10 protein-coding genes are annotated in these 20,800 nt (G+C 44.0%); 4 read left to right on the top strand and 6 right to left on the bottom strand.

All coding sequences use genetic code 11. The annotated features are described in order from the left end of the window. Nucleotides 1-4: 4 nt before the first annotated feature. Both K4039_RS15055 and K4039_RS15050 read left to right on the top strand, forming a co-directional pair. Nucleotides 5-2,368, top strand: coding sequence for a CHASE2 domain-containing protein (locus K4039_RS15055; protein ID WP_265236124.1), 2,364 nt, complete (start codon nucleotides 5-7; stop codon nucleotides 2,366-2,368). 34 nt (nucleotides 2,369-2,402) lie between these two features. After that, nucleotides 2,403-3,149 carry a DUF928 domain-containing protein gene (locus K4039_RS15050; protein WP_265236122.1) on the top strand — a complete coding sequence of 249 codons (747 nt, stop codon included), beginning with the start codon at nucleotides 2,403-2,405 and terminating at the stop codon, nucleotides 3,147-3,149. A gap of 90 nt (nucleotides 3,150-3,239) precedes the next feature. Here K4039_RS15050 and K4039_RS15045 read toward each other — a convergent pair whose 3' ends face one another. The 5 genes from K4039_RS15045 to K4039_RS15025 all read right to left on the bottom strand — a co-directional run bounded on the left by K4039_RS15045 (nucleotide 3,240) and on the right by K4039_RS15025 (nucleotide 19,446). After that, nucleotides 3,240-6,188, bottom strand: coding sequence for a CHAT domain-containing protein (locus tag K4039_RS15045; protein WP_265236120.1), 2,949 nt, complete (start codon nucleotides 6,186-6,188; stop codon nucleotides 3,240-3,242). A 14-nt stretch (nucleotides 6,189-6,202) separates the two neighbouring features. Continuing rightward, a complete protein-coding gene (locus K4039_RS15040; protein ID WP_265236117.1) occupies nucleotides 6,203-8,170 on the bottom strand; it encodes a ShlB/FhaC/HecB family hemolysin secretion/activation protein in 1,968 nt (655 codons plus the stop codon). Then, nucleotides 8,160-11,123 (bottom strand): filamentous hemagglutinin N-terminal domain-containing protein, encoded by a 2,964-nt coding sequence (locus K4039_RS15035; protein WP_265236115.1) that lies wholly within the window; start codon nucleotides 11,121-11,123, stop codon nucleotides 8,160-8,162. The genes K4039_RS15040 and K4039_RS15035 overlap by 11 nt, the downstream gene beginning before the upstream one ends. A gap of 259 nt (nucleotides 11,124-11,382) precedes the next feature. After that, the gene (locus tag K4039_RS15030; RefSeq protein ID WP_265236113.1) at nucleotides 11,383-18,684 is read right to left on the bottom strand and encodes a S8 family serine peptidase; all 7,302 of its coding nucleotides are present in this window, start codon (nucleotides 18,682-18,684) and stop codon (nucleotides 11,383-11,385) included. A gap of 426 nt (nucleotides 18,685-19,110) precedes the next feature. Continuing rightward, complete coding sequence (locus K4039_RS15025) at nucleotides 19,111-19,446, bottom strand: hypothetical protein (RefSeq protein WP_265236111.1); 336 nt, start codon at nucleotides 19,444-19,446, stop codon at nucleotides 19,111-19,113. Nucleotides 19,447-19,924: 478 nt separating this feature from the next. On the opposite strand from K4039_RS15025, the gene K4039_RS15020 reads away from it, so the two are divergent. Both K4039_RS15020 and K4039_RS15015 read left to right on the top strand, forming a co-directional pair. Then, nucleotides 19,925-20,173: a DUF4160 domain-containing protein gene (locus K4039_RS15020; protein WP_265236109.1), complete on the top strand. Its 249-nt coding sequence runs from the start codon at nucleotides 19,925-19,927 to the stop codon at nucleotides 20,171-20,173. 13 nt (nucleotides 20,174-20,186) lie between these two features. After that, nucleotides 20,187-20,483, top strand: coding sequence for a DUF2442 domain-containing protein (locus K4039_RS15015; protein ID WP_265236107.1), 297 nt, complete (start codon nucleotides 20,187-20,189; stop codon nucleotides 20,481-20,483). 122 nt (nucleotides 20,484-20,605) lie between these two features. Here K4039_RS15015 and K4039_RS15010 read toward each other — a convergent pair whose 3' ends face one another. Beyond that, nucleotides 20,606-20,794, bottom strand: a complete 189-nt coding sequence (locus K4039_RS15010; RefSeq protein WP_265236104.1) for a hypothetical protein — start codon at nucleotides 20,792-20,794, stop codon at nucleotides 20,606-20,608. Nucleotides 20,795-20,800 lie beyond the last annotated feature (6 nt).

Raw genomic sequence — 20,800 nt, 5'->3', positions numbered from 1 at the left:
ACCTATGAGCAAGTTAATCATCTTAGATATCAAAACGGAAATCAAACAGCCTTATTCTGTCAGTCTTAAAGTTGATAGTATATCCTATTCTATTTCTGGGTGGTTGCCGCCAGCTACAGAAGTGCTGAAAGCCTCTGAAAATTTACGCTTAGCTCGCGAAAAAGCAGGTTGTGGTTCTTACCGCAAATTAGAGCACACCAAAAAGGCGCAAATTACCAAAATTTCCGTTAAAGATTCAGCTAAGTCTGTGGAAACAAGTATGAATACTTGGTTGAATTCAGGAGATAAAAGCTTTCAGCCTGTCCGGGATAAGCTCTTACAAGTCTTGAGTTCTGAAGGAGAAAATGTCAGATTTATTGTTCAAACAGATGATATCGCTCTTTGGGCATTGCCTTGGCATTTGTGGGATGTTTTACATCATGCTAAAATCGAGCCAATTATTAGCAAAGTTAACCAGAAAAATCCCCATAAATACCAAGGCAAAAAAAATCAAACCCAGGTCAGAATTCTGGTTGTTATGGGAGAAGATACAGGTATCAATATTCAGGCAGATTTGAAGCTTTTGACCGAAAAGCTTTCCCGAAAATCTGCCTACATTGAACCTCTGATAGCTACTTCCAACAGCAAGCTAAATGATGAGTTATGGCGACAGCATTGGGATATTTTATTCTTTGCTGGTCATAGTTCGAGCAATGATGATTACAGCCAGGGTAAACTCGCCCTCAGTGAAACAGAAAGCATAGCAATTGACGACTTAAAGTATGGTTTAGAAAATGCTATTCAGCATGGTTTAAAATTAGCGATTTTCAATTCTTGTGACGGCATGGGATTAGTGCAGGAACTCGCTTCTCTACAAATTCCAGCAGTTATCGCCATGCGAGAGCGAGTCCCTGATGAAGTAGCTCAAAAGTTTTTGGAGTATTTGTTGGACGCATTTGCTATAGAAAATAAGTCTTTGGATAAATCAGTTGGGAAAGCGCGGGAAAGGCTGCATGGATTTGAGCTTAACTATCCTGGTGCTAGCTGGTTGCCGATGATTTATGAGTCTCCGGGTGTTGAGGCTCTCACTTGGATTGAGTTGTTGAGGGGAAATGAGGAAGAGCGTAAACGCTTTTCTATTTGGCGTAATTTTCAAACTGTGTTGATGGCAAGTGCGATCGCCACCGGTGCAGTCATGGGAGTGCGATCGCTACAATTCCTCGAACCTCTGGAATTACCTGCTTACGATTATTTAATGCGACAGCGCCAAGCTGAGGCGATCGATCCCCGCATCACAGTAGTTGAAATCAATCAACAAGAAGTTGATAAGTATGGTGGCTATCCGATCAAAGAATCCGCTTTAGCAGAAATCGTCAAGAAAGTAGAAAAATATAAACCAGCCGCCTTTGGCCTCGATATATCTCGCAATCAACCTAGAATCAAGGATAATCTGGATATCACAGCCCGTAAAGATTGGATCGAAATCTTTAAAAGAAATAAAAACTTTTATACCGTTTGTTCCTATCAATCGTCGGCGGCAGATTATGCTCCGCTTCCTGAATTTTCCCCAAAACAATTAACCGAACAAGTAGGATTTGTAGATATTTTTGATAATAACATTCAAGACAATAAACATCAGACAGTCCGTCGCCAATTATTATCCTATGAACCCAATTATTTGCCTAAATCTTCTAAATGTATTACACCCTACAGCTTCAGTTTTTTATTAGCATTTTCATTCTTATCAGCCCAGAAAATTGAACCATTACAAGTTAATCAAACCACAAAAAATTGGGAATTGGGCGGAGTAATTTTTAATCGCTTAGCCTCACACACAGGAGGTTATCAAAGCCTCGATGGCAAGAGTAGCCAAATTCTCCTCAACTACCGCGCCAATCCTAGACCAGCAAAAATAGTTTCACTGACAGATATTTTAGAGGGAAAAGTCAGCGAAAATGCAATCAAAGATCGGGTAGTCATCGTCGGCTATACTGCCGAAATAGCTAGAGATGATTTTGATACTCCCTATGGCCAAATGCCAGGAGTATGGATTCATACCCACATGACAAGTCAAATTCTTAGCGCCGTGATGGATAACCCAAAACGACCTTTGTTATCGTTCCTACCACAGTGGGGTAATTTGCAATGGGGCGATGCAGTATTTGTTTGGCTATGGGCGTTTACTGGCGGAGTATTGGTGATATATGTTCGTCCCCGACTGCACTTGACAATTGCCGCTTGTGTTGCTAGCGTGCTCTTATATCACATTTGTCTTGAGATGCTTAACCAGGGCAGATGGATGCCTTTAGTTCCCTCAGCCTTAGCTTTAGTAGCGACCGGCAGTGGATTAGTCCTCCATAAAATATCTCAAAATCGACAGCCGGAATAAGCATCCTAGACAAAAACACAACAACTAAATCCCAATGCCTCGGCTATATTTCCAACTAGCTTTTGCTATCATTATTGCGCTGGCGATTATCACGATTTCTCCTATCTCTGTACAAACCTACAGTGCAATTTTTTTGAGCAAATCCCCCCCAAAACCTCCTCAAACACCGCCACCGCCACCGCCACGGGATAATATAATAAGAACCGGAACCGGACTTGACCCTACTAATCCAAACTGCAAAAAAACAAGTAAGTCAATTACCGCTATTGTACCTATTAAGAACCCGGTATACACGACTTCTGAATATCCAACTTTTTTGTTTTATATTCCCTACAATCCTGAAGATATAAACTCAGTCGAGTTTTCTCTGCAAACTGAAGATGGGAAAAAGAGAATTTATAAAGCTGCGGTCACTTTGGCAAAAACACCAGGAATTATTAGTGTTAGCCTGCCAAAATCTCCAAACTACGCTCTTGAACTCAATAAGTATTACCTTTGGTACTTAAAATTAAATTGTGAACCTTATACGCGCTCTACAACTGACTTGTCTGTGAATGGGTTTGTCGCGCGAGTACCACTTACCTCTGAACGCCAACAGCAAATCAATACAGCAACACCTGATATTTGGTATGATTCCGTCGCCAGTTTAGCTCAGCGTTTGCTTGCAAATCCTAAAGATGAAAAATTGAAAATTCAATGGATTAAGCTATTAGAATCTTCTGGATATAGAGATCTGGCTGAAGAACCTTTAGTTGGTGGTGTGCAACTCTCGGAAAAATAACTCAATAGGACAGGGCTGTTTTATTTTTTTAGTATGGTTAATCGACCGAACACGATATCACAGGGTTTTTCCGATCCCAAGCGTCTTGGATTAAAGCCAATTGCCAACGATAATATAAGGTGCCCAAAAATAGGGTTCTGACCCTGTTTTAAAGTATGCTTGTTGAGCAATATGAAGCGCTTTTGCCCTTGTCATTCCCGGTTGACGCAACTCTTTATAAAATCGCACTATAATTTCTGTGTTGGCTGCATCTTCTGCTACCCACAAACTTGAAACGGTACTGCGAGCCCCTGCCCGTATAGCTACCCCTGATAGTCCTAAGACTGCTCTATCATCCCCCTTTGCTGTTTTGCAAGCACTGAGTACCAGTAACTCGATCGCTCGAACATCCTTTTTATTACCCTTCTTAATCAATTTATCCAAATCTTGACTTTTGAGCAAGCTTCCAAAAGCAACAATAAAAGTTTTTTCGGGGTCAGAGCTAAACTGACCGTGTGTTTTGATATGCAGAATGGGGATATTAGCCAAAGCCAACTCTTGTTGAAGGTTGGTTAGAGTAAAGTCTTCATTCAAAAATCTTTTGGTGGTTTCTACAAATTTTCCGATTCCATCCAATTCTTCTACTAATTTTTCGATTTTTGTAAAATCTTGACCTTCTAGTGTCTGGGGTTTATCTACACCTCCTAGCAGCACTTTTAACTTGCTTGATTTTACTTGATTCCAAGGTTTAGGTTCGAGAAGCTGTAAACCTGGAACTAGAGCAAGAGCATAATCTTTTTGCATTAGATACTTATTTGAGCGCTTATCGTGAAGAGCTCCCATTGGGATCACCTGCAGGGGCCTGTCTAAGATAAATACTAATGTTTCTACATTTTTGGCACTTTCAACCAATGATTCTACTGGTTCTATCAACCATTGGTACAGTTTTTCTGATTCTGGTAAGGCTTCCGAAGTGTTACCTTTTTCAATTAAATTGTTTTGTAGATTTTTGATTGTCTCTTTAACGAGTGTGTTCGGCTGGTAGGTTTGCCGATATTCTAAGGATATTTTGCCTGGTAACTTCAGGATAATTGCTAAACGATCTTCTAAAATAATTGCATGGATAACTGCCGCCGTTGGATCGTATTTGTCAGCAATTTTATCTATCTCTTCTGACTTATTCACTACGACGCAAGCATCGCGAAAAAAGTTATCCAATTCAGCAACCTGAAGGGCTTCAATTACATTTCGAGCTTGTTTCAAATTCTCTTGACTAGGGTTCTCTCCCTTCAACAACAAGTCCACCAACTCCCGATAAACAGGTTCTATTTTATCGCGAAAATCAAACTGGCCCTCTCGACTAATCGGCACTAAATCATTCCGTACCGATTGTAACGTATTAAAGGCGGCCGTATAAGCAGCGATCGCACCTTGAACATCCTTCGCCTCCCCACGCCAACGAATCCGTCCCAATTGCCACTGCCACAAATAAGCCAGATCCGGCGCATTTAGACTAACATTCTGCGACAACAACAAAGCTTGTTCCGTACACTTTTGAGCCTCCAGCCAATGCTGATGCTTTTCATACACGGTACCCAAATTGCCCAAAGCATAGGCTGTTGCCCTCAAATCACCCAAATCCCTAGCCAACTCGATCGCCTTTGCTCCCAATTCGACAATTTCTCTCTCAGATACAGATGACTTATTGCCAGATAAACTTTCAGCCACAATCGAAGAATTTTGCAAACAATAATTTGATAATTGTTCTGAGTTTACACTAGACGAATTTGAAACATTACTAGCAATTTTTATTTCTTCCTGCTTGAGGCGAACCAAACTATTCATCAAACTAACTTCTGCATAAATCTTGCCGTGGTTTTGTGGCAACTTATTCAATTGTGATAAAATATCTGTCCGTAATTTTTGACTTACTTTTAAATCTACAGCCGATCCGATTCGATCGTCAACTAAAAGGCTTAATAAATTTAGTTGTGCTTGAACCTTGACAAAAGAATTATTCGTAGCCACATTTATAGATTTTTTATAGGAATTTATAGCATTTTGGTAGTATTCTTTATAGTTCGATTCAGACAAAAATTTGTTTCTATTTCCCAAGGCTTGATAAGTATCACCTAAACTTAGTAACACCAAAGCCTTCTCTTGAGGATATTCTGGTTGAGTAACAACTCGATCTACTTCTTCCAGCAATTGTTGAGACTCATTCAAATAACCAAGCTGTCTCCACACATCCCCAAGGAGACGCGCCCCGGTAATTTTAATATTTTTTAAAGTCGGATTTGATGGCGTTTTGACACTTCCTTTGATTTCTGCTAATTTCTTAGTCATGAATTGCTGACAATCCTGACTGGGAATGGCGAATTTTTCGGGATTGTTTGATTCTATAACTGGGATAATTGCTTGGCAAGCTTGCTGATATAAACCTAATGCTTGCAGGGTTTTGACTTGAGCAATTAGACTGCGTTTCCAGCCTAAATTATCCTTGAGTTTAACATAAATTTTCGTTGCTTGCTGCGCTGTTTTTAATGCAAGATTGACTTGGCCCTGTTCCCATTGCCCATTGGATTGAATATCGAGAATTTGCCCGATCGCCTTTAATTCCACTAATGACTTTACCTTCGACTCCTCCGGTAACAAACTGCGACTAAGGGCGATCGCACTATTAGCCTCTTCCCAGCGCCCAAACTGCTGATAAGTCAAGGAAAGATTGCTGAGGGCGATCGCCTGATTCAACCAATCTCCCTTAACCTCAAAAGCCGAAACAGCTTGCTGCCAATACTTCGCAGCTTCTGCAAACTCTCCGGCGGCATAACGTTGTCTAGCTAGCACCTCCAATGCCTTCCCATCTCGCGGCTGATTGCTAATCGCTAAATTTCCGCCACTCACGGCAACTTTTTCGACTTTTTCAATGCCAACTAGAGAATTTTCTCCCCCAATCTTTGCCAAAATTGATGAAGATTGAGCCTGGACATTGACGGCAAAAAATGATAGCAATACTGCCAAAAATATGAGAACCGACAGCCGCAAACTGCGTCTTTTCATCCCGCGTGCTGGTTTCAGAAAGAGAACCTGGAAAGCACGGAAAAATGTAAACCTTTTTCTTGCCATGTTCTCTCCCTAGATTTTACATCAACTAACGGAATACCCCAGTAAAAACTGGCTGAAAGACTATCATTCAATTCCCACCGCAAACCAGTACCCAAAGACATCAACATTTGAGAGTCAAAGTTTTCAGTACCAGAACTATTCCAAACGGTTCCCACATCAACAAAAGGAGTAATTTGTAAAACTCCTAAGCCTCGATCCGAGCGGCCAATAATCGGAAATCGGAGTTCAGCCGATGCAGAAATCCCATTGTCGCCCAAACGAATATCCTGCCGATAACCTCTAACGCTATTCAAACCCCCAATCCCAAATTGTTCTAAAGGTAAAAGCGCCCTATTTGCCAATTGTACGTCAGTGTTGGCTAACAGCAAAGTATCTTTTTTTAAGCGGCGAACCCACTGTGCTTGCCCCCGCCATGCCAAAAATCTGCTGTCAGGAGCTTCTCTATTGACAGTAGCATTAAAGGCTCCCAATCCCAAACTAAATTGAGAGCGAAAAGCAAATAATTGATCGTTGCTACGCACAGTATAATCTTGAAAAAACCGCAGTGCCGATATGCGCGATCGCCCTTTTTCATCTGCTCCCGCCGAAAGAGGGAAATCTTCGCCTAAAATTGAAGTGCCACTTTCCCGATGAGTTGCTGTCAAACCGAGAGCAATTTCTTCTCTGGGATTCCTTAACAAAGGTTGGCGTAAAGTTAGATCCAAATATCGCGCCGTCGCCCTGAGATCAACATCTTGAAAAGGTGGCTCTACTACGCGATTGGCAGTAGTTCCCGCTGCTACATAGATTGTACCATTTTGAGGATTTAAGGGCAGTGTATAGCTAAAATCAAAGGCATTACTGCCGTCTGTATTAGTATAAGCAAGGCTTAAATTATCACCGTTTCCTGATAAATTTGCTTCGGTTAGTTGGACTTGGCGGCGGAAACTGCCAACACTGGGAGCGCGACGATTATCTAATAGCAGTGCAGCGCTCAAGGTTTTTTCCTCCTCAAATTTAACTTCTAGCCCGCTTCTGTGCAACTGCGAACCGGGAATCAATTCAGCGGAAATATTTTTCATTAATGGATCGAGTTCGAGCGATCGCAAAACATCCAACAGACGCTCAACTTGCAAAGGTTGTGCTACGATCGCCAAACGGCTGCATACATAATTAAGGTTGAGCCGCTGTCGCCCCGTCCGCCTTCTGACTCGAATTGACTCTAATCCACCTTCAACAATTTTGATAATAACTTCCCCACCAGCGCCTTTGTTTTGTAACTTTTGATTGGGTTCTTCGCTGGTAGTGGGAATGTAGGCAAAAGAATTAATATATCCCTGTTGATTGTAGAATTTGGTGACTTCGGAAATAATTTGCTGCAATTGGGCAAAAGTTATTTTATGTGATGGAGATTGGTTATTATTTTCTGATGTTAAAAAGCGATTCGTAATTTTTGATTCGAGAGTTTTTTGGTTGAAAACTGTATTGCCAACGAACCGAAAACCAGTTACTTCGATCGCCTCAATTACTTCATCGCCTTTGATATCTTCGGCAGTTTGAGTCGCCGGAGAATCCTGTTCGCTCGATCGCACTCCCAGCGGACATTCATAAACTTCAGCGGTATCAGATGAAGGCGCATCCGTTCTTTCTTTTAAGCTAGGAGATGGGTTCGGCTGTGGCAGATTTTGCTGGTTCTGGGGGGAAGGGAATGTTTGCGGTGCTAAAGGTTCTGAGATGTTAGGAGTTGGAGTTGTGGGAAGTGTCTCTGCTGTTAATTCCGGTTGCGATCCCCCATTAAATTCTGCTGGTACCGACAGCGAAACCGTTTCTGCTTTCAGTGGCCAAGGCGTTAAACTACAGGCGAAAACTCCTACAGTCAAAAGTAGCCAGCGATCGCCACTATGCTGATTTCCTGGCTGATTTCCTTTATCGCGCATAGCAGCCGGGGATAGGAGTTAAGGGGCCCTGAAGCGTCACACCAGCAGGATAAGCAGGATAGGCGGTAAAAATGACCTCTCCTTTGCTGTTAAACGCCCAACCTTGAGCCGATAGGATGGGGCGAGGCGCGGGGCGAACCGCCTGGGAGGGTGCCGCAGTTCTCGCTCTTTGCTCGACGGGGGCTACAGCGTCGGCTAAACCGACGGCGGCTGAGCCATTGCTGAGGGTTTCTCCAGGATTTGCTGGTAAACCGCGTCCTGTTCTAGTGAAGGTGTTGTCAACCGCCGGCTGTCGCTGATTGGGACAAATTTGGGCGATCGCGTCGGGATTGGCGATCGTCTCTGGTAACTGAACTACGCCCTGGGTAGGATCAACGTCTGGAGTATTGAGGAGCACTTCGCCGTCGAGTTGCGGGCCTTGCAGGGAGGTGGCGGTGATGTCGCTGGTGAGGTTAGATGTGGGATCTGTTGCACGGCGCGATCGGGCTCCAAAAATCCCTTCCGGGGCTGTAATTTCAACGCGGCCAGCTTCGCGGTTGACTGCATTGGCGGTGATGTCGCTATTGATACCAGCAATTAAGGCTCTGGTATCAATCTTGATATTGCCGCCCCTGGCATCGTCCGTTGCATTGACGGTAATCTTACTGTTGTCGCGCATTTGTAAAAAGTTTGAGGCTTGGAGGTTGATGTTGCCGAAGTCACCGGATCTAGTTTCTGCGGTAATGGTTCCTCTGTCTAGTCGGATGTCACTGGCTGTTACCTCCAGGTTGCCGGCAGATCCCGTACCTTTACTGCCATCTACCGCAACAGTTGCCCCATCCCGCACCGTCAGCAGTCCCGTGTTAATCGCTACATTCCCTGCGGCTCCGCTGTCTGTGGTTACTGCTGTCAAGCGGCTTGGCAAGCGCCCATCGGGTCTAACTAGGGGAGGATTATTTTTTGGGACTATGCTGGAAATGCCTGTAAGTTCGATCGACTCTGAAGCATTGACTGTAAGAGAACCTCCCCTCCCACCTGCAAAAGTATCTGCTGATATCGCGGCTCCATCCCGAACAATTAACTGCCTAGTTGTCACTGTCAAGTTATCTGCATTGCCAGCATTAGAGTCCGTTGCTAACCCTGTGGACTGCGTGAACAAGCCGCTGGGAAACCCATCCATACCCGTTCCAGTGAGTTCGACAGATTCTCTAGCATTTACAGTTAAAGTTCCTGCTTGCCCGGTGCCTTGAGTTGTTGCTAATACCTGACCGCCATTTTGAGCAATTAAGCGTCCTGTTTCAATACTGATATTGCCACCGCGCCCATTACCCGCCGTCAGAGCCGATACTTCTGCCCCCTCCTGAATAGTCAACTGTGGGGTTTCTATAGTTAAGTTGCCTGCGGCTCCCTGAGTAGTTGTTCTAGCAATAATTCTACTAGGTCTAAAATTATCCGTTTGAGCCTCACTGTTTTGAGGTTGACTTTCCCCTGTGGATTGCAGCAATCCCCCTCCCGCTAATTGCACTGATTCTGATGCTTGAATGAGTACATTGCCCGCATTTCCCGTGCCATTAGTTGAAGATGAAATTTCACCTCCATCTCGGATGGTCAACTGCCTGGTGGAAATGGTTAAATTTTGAGCATTTCCCGAAGAATTAGTTTCAGCTTGAGTTAACAAGCCACTAGGATTTTCACCGTCAGTCGATCGCCCAGTCACTTCTACACTCTCGGTAGCGGTGACAGTTAATGTTCCTCCTGAACCTTCAGAAAAAGTATTTGATGCTATCTGTGCGCCATCCCGTAAAATTAATCGACCAGTGGCGATCGTCAAATTTCCTGCATTTCCTGTGGTTGGTGCGGTTTGCCCTTCTTGTACGTCAACCTGAGCAAAGAAACCGCTGGGCAAAGCGCCATCGGGATTAGTCCCGCTTAGTTCTATGGACTCTCTAGCTGTGACGGATAAATTGCCCCCCCGACCAGCACCGTAGGTCGTTGTATCCACATAACCGCCACCTTCAGCGACGAACTGTACCGCTTGGATGGAGACTGTACCTCCGTCTTGGCTGCCAAAAGTCTGGGAGATAATTCCTGAATCCTCCGTCAGCACCACCCGTCCTCCCTGTACTTGGATCGTGCCGCCACCTTCGCCACCAGCATCGACAGTAGCGGCTTCTGACAGTTGAATGTCTTGGAAGTTCTGGACGCCTGCATATCCGAGGGTGAAACCTTGGTCAAGTACAGTGAGGCTGACTGAACTATTGCCGCCGACACTGCCGAGTTCAATCCTTCCTCCGGTTGCTGTCAAAATGCCGCCTGGAATCGATACATCGCCGCCCACTAGGGCTAAAGTTTGACCGGCTGGCACTTCTAAACCCACGGGGTTTTGATTTCCTTGGCCACTGTCTTCAACAGCAGAAGTGGCAGCAGAAGTGGCGACAGATTGATTGACAATTTGACCGGGATTTGGGCCAAATTGTAAGCTAGTGGGAATGCTGATGGTGAGTAGGGGTGAGGCTTGGGGAGCCGCAGCACTGAAGGAAGTGCCATCAGCGAAGTTGATGCTATTGGCTGTTGTCCCTAAAAATGAGCCGCCGATATTCAGGCTAGCGTTGGGGCCAAAAATAATCCCGTTGGGGTTGATTAAAAATAAGTTAACGGTGCCGTTGTTGGCTTTGATTAAGCCATCAATGTTAGAAATTGACCCGCCTGTGACGCGAGTGAAGATATTTTGAATTGTATTGGCGTTGTTAAAAAATGCTGTGCCGCCTGTGGGGACGGAAAATTCGCGAAAACTATGGAATAAATTGCGATCGGCTTCTGTGCCACCTTCAATGGTTAAGGTGTTGCCGTCACGAATGACCGTGGAATTGAGCGGTAAAGTGCGATCGGGGACAATTTGGGCTGTGGCCACAGCCGGAAATCCCAGAATGTAAAATAGGATACAGAATATTTTGACTTTGGTTTTAACGGTCACGATAAAGGAGGAGGTTAAACAATTTGGTCAGAAAAACTGCTGAGGTCATATTACACGAGAATGGTCTTCAATAATTCTGACAGTTTCATGGCCCCACGCCCACTGCAAGAAACCCGGTTTCTACGAGTTTTGCGTTTGGTAACGATAAATTTAGCAAGAAACCGGGTTTCTCAGCCCCACGTCCACTGCAATAAACCGACTTTCTCAGGTCACGAGTTTGTAGCAATTAGTAGGGTGTGTATCGTGGGGTAAATAGAACCTAACTAATTTTGTATTTAACTAGAACAGCATCACTAGAACCTGCATAGGGTTGACCTTGTAAAGAATCGTTAGCACTGCCAGTCAGATAAATATTGTCAGCACTATCAATCAAGAGCTTGTATATGAGATCGTCAGTAACTGTGCCTAATTGTTCGCTCCAAGAACGCACTCCACTGCTATTTAATCGGGTCAGAAACATATCATAACTTCCTGCATTAGTGCTGCCATCTAAAGAACCTTGAGTTAGACCTGCAACATATACATCACCATTTTTATCTACGCCTATTCCGGTCGCATTTTCATTGGCAGCAGTACCAAATTGGTTCTGCCAAATCTGATTGCCATTGCTATCATACTTGACCACAAAAGTATCTGCGCCACCACTATTATTACTAGCATTTAGAGAGCCCCTTGTACTTCCAGTCACATAAACATCACCAGCACTGTCAAGAGCTACTCCATAGGCGGCATCGGAGGCTACTGTACCAAACTGACGCAGCCAAACTTGATTGCCATTTAAGTCATATTTAGCGATGAAAGCATCTATTCCACCCGCACTGACTCCCAAACTTCCGGCAGTATTTCCCACAATATAGCTATTGCCAGCATTATCAACACTGACTGCCCGAACATTTTCATCTTGCGATGTACCAAAATCCTTAATCCACACTTGATTGCCATTGCTGTCATACTTGGTGATGAAAGCATTCTGATTTGGGATTATTGATTTTGACCATGCTTTTGCCGGATCGAAGGAACCCCAGGTATTGCCAGCAACATAAATGTTGCCTGTACTGTCAATCCCTACTCCCGTAGCGTAATCTCCCAATTGGAAGTCTGTATTTATACTGCTGAATACTTGCTTCCAGATTTCGTTGCCATTGCTGTCAGACTTAGTTATATAAGCATCGTAGCCATTATATCCAACCACATAAATATTATTGGCTGCGTCAATCTTTACTCCGTAACTGCCATCAGTTGAACTGTCACCTAAAGATTTCTGCCAAAGTTTGTTGCCATTACTGTCATACTTAGTCATAAAACTATCCCAGTTACCTGTCGTCGGATCGCCATCCCCTGTAGCACCTACAATATAAACATTTCCTGCACTATCGGTAGCAATATCCCTACCGATATCCTGAAGTGAAGTACCTGATTCACGTACCCACTGAAGTTTCGGATCGGAATTTGCTTTGACTTCAAGGTTCTGGGAAAACTCCGAAGTGTTATTATTCTGATCTGTGGCAGTTGCACTAATAAATCGACCAAGGGGAACAGCCTGGGGTAAATTAACCGTGAAATTAGCATTACCGCTGCTATCAGTCGTCACATTCTGGAAACCAAGGAATTTCTCACCTTCTCCATAACCGCCATCACTGCCAAAACCGCCACTGCCAAAACCGCCACTGCCATAGCTAGAGTCATCTACAACGGTGTTAGAGAAAAACTCCACTCTCAATGTAGAATTTGGAGTGCTGTTGATATTGCCTTTGAGCGTTGTATTTCCACCGCTAGAAATCGCGGCAGTTAACTCTGGGAAATTCTGGAAATTGTTAGGGCCCGTGTCGCTATCTCCCATATCATTTACTGTCAATCCATTATTGCCCAAGCCGATTCCCAAAAGATCGTTGCCGGAGATAGAATTAGATAAAATAGCATTACCAGTTGAACTATCACCGTTAACGAAGACACCATTTTTACCATTGCCGAATATCCAGTTACCCGCCTCAATACTTGTCCCACCTACCGTATTATTACTTGCGTTCAAAATAGCAACACCATTATTTGTATTGCCCAAATCTTTCGTGCCAGTAACATCGCTACCGATATAGTTGCCTTCAATCAGGTTGTTATTAGCATTTGACTCGGTAATGTAAATGCCAACATTATCATTGCCAGATATGATATTTCGTGCTTTAACGGTTTTACCGCCAATAGTATTATTAGGTGACTCAACTGATATGCCACTATAGCGGTTGCCTAAATCCTGAGTACCAGTTACATCTGTACCAAGGAAATTTCCTTCAATGATGTTGCCACCATTATCACTCAATCGGATACCGTCAACACCAAAACGGTTGATGGTTAATCCCCTTACTGTACTGTTACCAGCAGAGATATATAAACCATCCACTGATACATTGCTGCCATCTAATTCAATCATTGGTCTATCTGAATATCCAGGCTGACTTGCCCCGTCAATAATCACTGAATCGGTAATCTGTGGCAGTGGTGATAGCGGTCGAATTGTCAAGGAATTTGTGCTGGCATTGTAGCCAGAATCGCTCAGGGGAATATTGAATAAAATCCTATCCTTGCCGATATTTTGATTCGCAAAAGTGATCACATTGCGTAAACTCCCCGGCCCACTATCTTTAGTATTTGTGACCACATTTAATGTGGGTTCAAATCCGTAAATATTCAGCTTCCAAGTATCCCAATCCCCTTTTAACAGGTTGTTGTTTTTATCAAATACCTGCAACTTCCACTCGCCCTTAGAGGACTCACCCAAATGTCGAACAGAGGTAAAAGTCCACTGGTTAGAATCTGGAAGTATCTTGTCAATATTATTGGAATTAGGGATATCTGGGATGGTATTTGCTAATACCGATTCCGTACCACTGGGGGAAATTAGTTTCAAGGTGAAATCACCCCAGTCTGGATGCTTAGCATCGAAGATAATTTCCACTTTTTCAATAGTAATGTCGTTAGAGATAGTGGTTTTTGCTTCCAATCCCGTCGCACTACCGTCAGGTATGGCCTTCATTACGTTTTCCAGATCCGAGCTAACCTTAATTTCTTTCCCTACTGGTGTCCAATTAGTAGCAGCTTTCACCGCAGCACCAACATCGATCGCCCCAAAGCCATATTCATAACTTACCGACAGCCCTGCTCCATTCTGAGTCCACCTTGATTTCCCTGTGGAATCTGTACCATTGGGGTCATTTTTTTGAGCCGTTTTCACCAAAATCTGCTGCTCGTCGCGCATGGTGAGTTTAGGATTAGCCTCCAACATCAAAGCAATTGCACCGGAAACCACAGGGGCTGCGGCAGAAGTGCCACCAAAATCGTTAGCATACAACGCATTTTGAACCAGAGCTGTCGTTGTAATCCCTTGTGGGTTATGGGGATCGCCATTGTCGGAGGATGCTGACACTAAAATTGCGGCTCCGGGCGTGCTGTAAGTGGCGTAATTGCCCGATCGATCAATGGCACCAACGGCGATCGTATTACGAGAATTGGCAAAGCTGTTGTAATTGACATTCCCGTACACATTCCCCTCATTACCACCAGCAAATATATAAGTATTCCCCAGCCCATTTCGCCCCTTGGTAACTCCACTATCCAAAGCTTGCAAAGCCAAGGGTTGCCGCCTCATATATTCCGGGCCCCAACTGTTATTAAAAATATCGATCGACTGATTTCGGTTTGCTTGTCCTACCTTGATCTGAGGGTCAAACAAAGCATCAGCAACCTGCTTACCCAAAGGGTCAACCTTGTAATCGAGTGGATCGGTATTACCAAATAGCCGTAGCCCTGCTAATTTTGCTTCAGGGGCCACACCCATAATCCCTTTACCGTTTTCACTGGCTGCTGCAATTCCTGCAACTGCGGTTCCGTGAGGGTTAGCAGTGTTAATTTGTAATGTCCAGCGTTTCAGAAGTTCTTCACTAAGCTGGCGCATTTCCTGCTCATCATACTCATCGGGATTGGGATTCTTAATTTCTAATTGCCAATTCCCACCTGCATAACTTCCATTGAATTGATTCAGAATGAAACTTTGGGAGCTATTTCCAGTAAAATTCAGGTCTACTTTTTGCGTGAATTTCAAATCATCCCTACCTGGCCACCATACTCCTGCGCCAGAAGAAGCACGCCGATAGACAACGCTGAACGCAGATGCGTCAGGACTGTACAGAGATACTTGTTGCAACTCTTCAACTTTGGGTAAATTAGCTGGCAGAGATTGACTGAAATCAAAGTCAGCCTGAACAGCCTTCACCATTCCTGTCAAATTCACCGGCATAGAAAAGGATATACTACTCCAGCCATTGACTTTTGGTTGTGAAAGATTCGCGACAAAGCTAGTTGTGGATGTTGGCGACGGATCGCTATCTTTATCGGTAAAATCCCAACTTGAATTCGGGTTATACCGACTCTGTAAATCTGGGTGCTTGTATTCCAAACCGTCATCGACAATACCAATAGTTACACCCCTTCCCCGCACTGTTTGAGAAGTTGCAGGACTAATAACATCCCAAGCTGCGGGGACATTTGCATTTTGCAAATTCCACTGATCTTTGTATAAAATTTCCTTCGGTTCGTACAACAAATGTAACTTGACAGGAACCTGCGGGTACGCAAACTCTATACCTGATACTTGAGCTAACTGAGCCGCCACCTCTGTTGCGGCCATTCCCTCTGGAAAATTCCAGATAAAGGTGTTGGGAATCTGGCCAGTCTCGCCCTGATCCGTAGCGCCAAGACTAGCTGCTAACTGCTGCGAAGATTGTCCGGGTGTCACCCACACAACCCACTCCTTTGTTTCTGCTAAAGCTTCTGGCGGGTAGCTGTCTAGGTTGGCTGCACCGGCGATCGCCAACCTAACATCATCAGACAAACCGTTTTCTCCCGGATTGGTAATGAGGGCAAAGTTTTCCGTCGTTACCGGGCTAGCACTGTTTGCTTTGTCATAGGCGATCGCTGACAATTGGTAACGACCAGGTGCTAAGCTACTCAAATCATAGTTAAAGTTAAATCGACCGACTCCATCGCTGTCGCTGGTAAACTGGGTGACATCATTTGCGATCTCAATCTTGTTATTGCTACCTGCTTTTTGCAACCAGAAATCGACTTTAGCAATGTCGCTAACTCCTTCAGCATCAAAAACTTTTGCACCATTAAAACTGACTTTTTCACCGGTTGTGTAGATGGGCAAAGTTCTAAATTGTAAGTCGCTGGGTGCAGTGTTAATCGAGAAGTTCAACATGACTTCATTGCTTGCTGCATCCGATTTGTCGTAGGCGATCGCCTTCAAATTGTATTTACCCGCAGCCAACCCATTCACAGTATAATTGAATGTTGCCCAACGATTGTCTAAATTGTCGGGAGTAAAAGTGGTAGCATCACTAATATCTGTCCATTCTCCCCCCTCTTTCTGCAACCTGAAATCTACTTTAGCTAAATTATTAGCTCCATTTGCATCAAAAATTTTGGTATTTGTTAACTCAATTGCTTCGTTGGGTTTATAAGTAGTCTGTAGGCTAAATCGCAAATTTTCTGGCGATTGGTTAATCGGAGTCGGTGTTGGCGTTGGTGTCAGCGTTGGTGTCGGAGTCGGTGTTGGCGTTGGTGTCAGCGTTGGTGTCGGTGTTGGCGTTGGCGTTGGTGTCAGCGTTGGTGTCGGAGTCGGTGTTGGTGTTGGTGTCAGCGTTGGTGTCGGTGTTGGTGTCGGTGTTGGCGTTGGTGTCAGCGGTGGAGTTGGTGTTGGTGTTGGTGTCAGCGTTGGTGTCGGTGTTGGCGTTGGTGTCAGCGGTGGAGTTGGAGTCGGTGTTGGTGTAACCGTAGCTTCTTTGTTGACAGTAAAGCTTTTGAGTACCGTATTGCTGGTAGCGCCGTCTTTGTCGTAGGCGATCGCCTTTACCTCATAATTCCCTGCGCTCAACTCTGACAGAGAGTAGCTAAAACTTGCCCACTCTTGACTATCAGCCGTGAAAGTTTCGGCATTACTAACCTTCACCCATTCTCCGCCTTCAGTTTTTTTGGAAAATTCAACTTTTGTGAGGTTATTAACACCGTCTGCATCGTAAACTTTACCACCCGTAAAGCTGATTTTTTCTCCCGCTGTATAAGCCGGTAAAACATCAAACTGCAATTCTTTTGGTGCTGTATTTACTACTGGCGGTGGAGTTGGAGTCGGTGTTGGAGTTGGTGTTGGTGTTGGTGTTGGAGTTGGCGTTGGAGTCGGTGTAACCGTAGCTTCTTTGACAGTAAAGCTTTTGAGTACCGTATTGCTGGTAGCGCCGTCTTTGTCGTAGGCGATCGCCTTTACCTCATAATTCCCTGCGCTCAACTCTGACAGAGAGTAGCTAAAACTTGCCCACTCTTGACTATCAGCCGTGAAAGTTTCGGCATTACTAACCTTCACCCATTCTCCGCCTTCAGTTTTTTTGGAAAATTCAACTTTTGTGAGGTTATTAACACCGTCTGCATCGTAAACTTTACCGCCTGTAAAGCTGATTTCTTCTCCTACTGTATAAGCCGGTAAAACATCAAATTGTAAGTCTTTTGGTGCTGTATTTGTTGGTGGGGTTGATTTAATAAAATCGATGAATTTTTTCCCGCCTTCTGAAGTAGTCCAATCCTTAGCTGGATTAATTACTTCTTTCAACAATACCGCTTTACCGGTTGCACCCGTCAACTTGAAAATGACATCCTGATAGTCCCCATCCGAACCCGTATCAACCCGCTGATCCTCTATGGAAAATACCATGCCAGCACCATTAACATCGGCTATTTGACCGTACAGCCAAGCATCATCTGGGTTGAGGCTAGATAATGAAAACAGCGGACGCTTATCTCCACCAATATCGGGATTGTCAAAAACCTCTTGGACTTGACCGTTGGGCACCAACATTACAGCATAAGCCTTTCCGGGAGTTGTGGCAAATGTTTTCACGCCCTTATATGGCTCATTATTATAATTTTCTTCTCCCAAACTGCCCCTAAATAAGGGATTTGCACCTTCTATGGATTCAGAAATTACGATATGACCCAATACAGAATTACTCAACGATCGCTTGGCAGCTTCCTTAATAAACTCCGTAGAACCTGAAGTGAGTTCCTCCATACCATCTAAGCTGAAAATAGCTACTTCACCTTGATATTTGCCCCCATCGTTGAGGAAATCAAAGCCGACTTCACCTTTTTGATCTGTGGTGAAAAATCCCGCATCAACTCCCAGGCCGGTTAACGGATCGACTTTACCATCTGGAGTTAGACTGACTTGATAATTTGTGTTTCCGGAAACCGGAGAAACATTTAAAATATAGTCCGCCGCCCCTAAATTATCGATGCTGATAGTTCCAGCATTTGTGCCGCTAGTTGAAATACTTTTGATTACCTTCCCTTCTTTGTCCCGCAGTTCCATATTGATATCACCGCTAAAACCGACCGCAGAGATTCGGGTACTACCCATAGCGGGAAGACTAAAAAAATAGGTATCTGTGGGATCGCTTTGACCCGTGGAACCAATATAGAAATAGTTATCTTTGAGGCTACCGATTTGAATATTAGACATTTGCACCCCGATAAATAAACTTAGATTTACAAAAAGCAAGTAGCAGGAATGGGCGTAGGTATCGCTTAGCTACCTGGTCTATCGATCATCTGCGATTTTGACCTACAATCTGTCTGCCTAAGCGAAGCCTTACTTTTTACGCCAATAGTCTGTTTTCCAAGAAAACTTTACAAATCCCCATTAATATTGAGTATTTAGCAGCGATTTGACTGTTTAGTAGGAAATAAATAGTGATTATTTTTGATACATCCCATTATTACGCATTTCATCGCTAATGTAAATCAATATTTTGATAAAGACTTTATAAAGACTCGATAAAGACTTTATAAAGATTTGATAAACCGCTCTAGTTTGTGTTGTTTTTTTGGGTAAATCCTACTGATTATAACTCAATACGGTTTACATAATTTTTCCCACTGTACTATCTTAAGTAAACCGTATTGGAATATAACTAACGTTGGGCAAAGGGGATACACATTCTCTTTGGTTCTCTCCGTCCCATGCAACCATCTGTCCATGTGACTTGGCGAACGCTGGCAATTTGCTGGAAACTGGTAAACCAGAAGTTGTTGAGGCATTTTCCAAAACGCTGTTGGCAACTTCTGCTGGCAATTCAGATGTTGGGATTGTGCGGCGATCGAGATAAATTCCGTCTTGAGGGCTGGCCTGAACGGATTGGGGTAGAGAAAGGACGATCGCACTTAACAGACTTAAACCCAAGCTGAACGGGTAGAATTTGTTGGCAAAGGTAGATGCAGACATGAGAATAATTTTTGTGAAGGATTAAAAGTTGACATTCCTGGACGCACGGGTGGTCAGAAACCGGGTTTTTTTGCGAAAATACTGGGTTACAGCAATTGAACTGGGGAAAAAACCCGGTTTCTTTGGTATTTATGCGCCCAGGACTACAGTTGGCGAGTTTTAAATGTCGATCGCCCGTAAGCGTTACCTTCGCAGCCGATCGCACTTCTGAAACTAACCGTCACTTATCTATCTGGAGGGAAGCGCTAGTTTTATGCAAAACGCGGCTTGATCTTAATAAAACTTTACAAAATGATGTAGGTAGTCTTGGGAGGGAGCGATCGAAAGAGCGTGATCGCCCGTCTAAGAGTGAAAAAGCAGTAAAGGGCGATCCACCGGCACGATGCAAAAAGAGCGATCGCTGGAAATCCGCTCTAAAATGTCATTGTGCCTTTAGCTCGGCTACAATAATCCTCATATCGTCGTCTAGAGAAGCTTTATGCCAGAAGTTACACGATTTTACGGAATTATCATCAAAATTTTCTTTGGGGATCACCCACCTCCTCATTTTCACGCAGTTTACGGTGAGTACAATGCTTTGATCGGGATTGAATCTTTAGAGATTATCGAAGGAGATTTACCGAATCGGGCCCAAAAGCTGGTATTAGAATGGGCTGCGTTGTACCAGAAAGAACTGCTGGATATGTGGAATAGCCAAGAATTTAGTAAACTTCCACCGTTAAAATAAATGTGATTTTTTTATGAAACCTGAGCGCATTGTTTCAGCTAACGCTATTGATGATAAAACCTTGATGGTTAAGTTTACCAATCTTGAAATTAAAAAATACGACATTTCAAAATTATTAGACAATCCGATGTTTGCGGCCTTACGCAATCCTGGGGTTTTCAGGAGTTTTAAAGTTGAACCGGGTGGTTATGGACTGGTTTGGAATGAGGATATCGATATTAGTGAGTATGAACTTTGGCAGAATGGAATCAGTTTGACGGATGAGGAAATTGAGCGATACATTGGATCTATACATCATGTTGCTCACTGAGAAACAATGCCTGATACTGCTGGGCGATCGACCTTTGGATACTAAAAGAGCGTTAGCGAAGCCCTCGAAGAGGATCGCCCGAACCTGAGAAAAAGTCGTAAAGGGCGATCGACCTTTGGATACTAAAAGAGCGATCGCCCGAACCTGAGAAAAAGTCGTAAAGGGTGATCGATCGGCACGATACCAAAAAGTGCGTTAGCGAAGCTTGCAGAAGAGGATCGCCCGCCTAAGAGTGAAAAAGTAGTTAAGGGCGATCGACTATTGCAAGATGCTAAAAGGGCGATCGTATAAACCCTCGAAAATCCTGACATTTGATT

It is taken from the genome of Lyngbya sp. CCAP 1446/10 (assembly GCF_026130175.1).
Lineage (GTDB): Bacteria > Cyanobacteriota > Cyanobacteriia > Cyanobacteriales > Microcoleaceae > Microcoleus.
The sequence above is the reverse complement of the archived record's forward strand: the minus strand, read 5'-3'. Positions and strand labels throughout refer to the sequence as shown.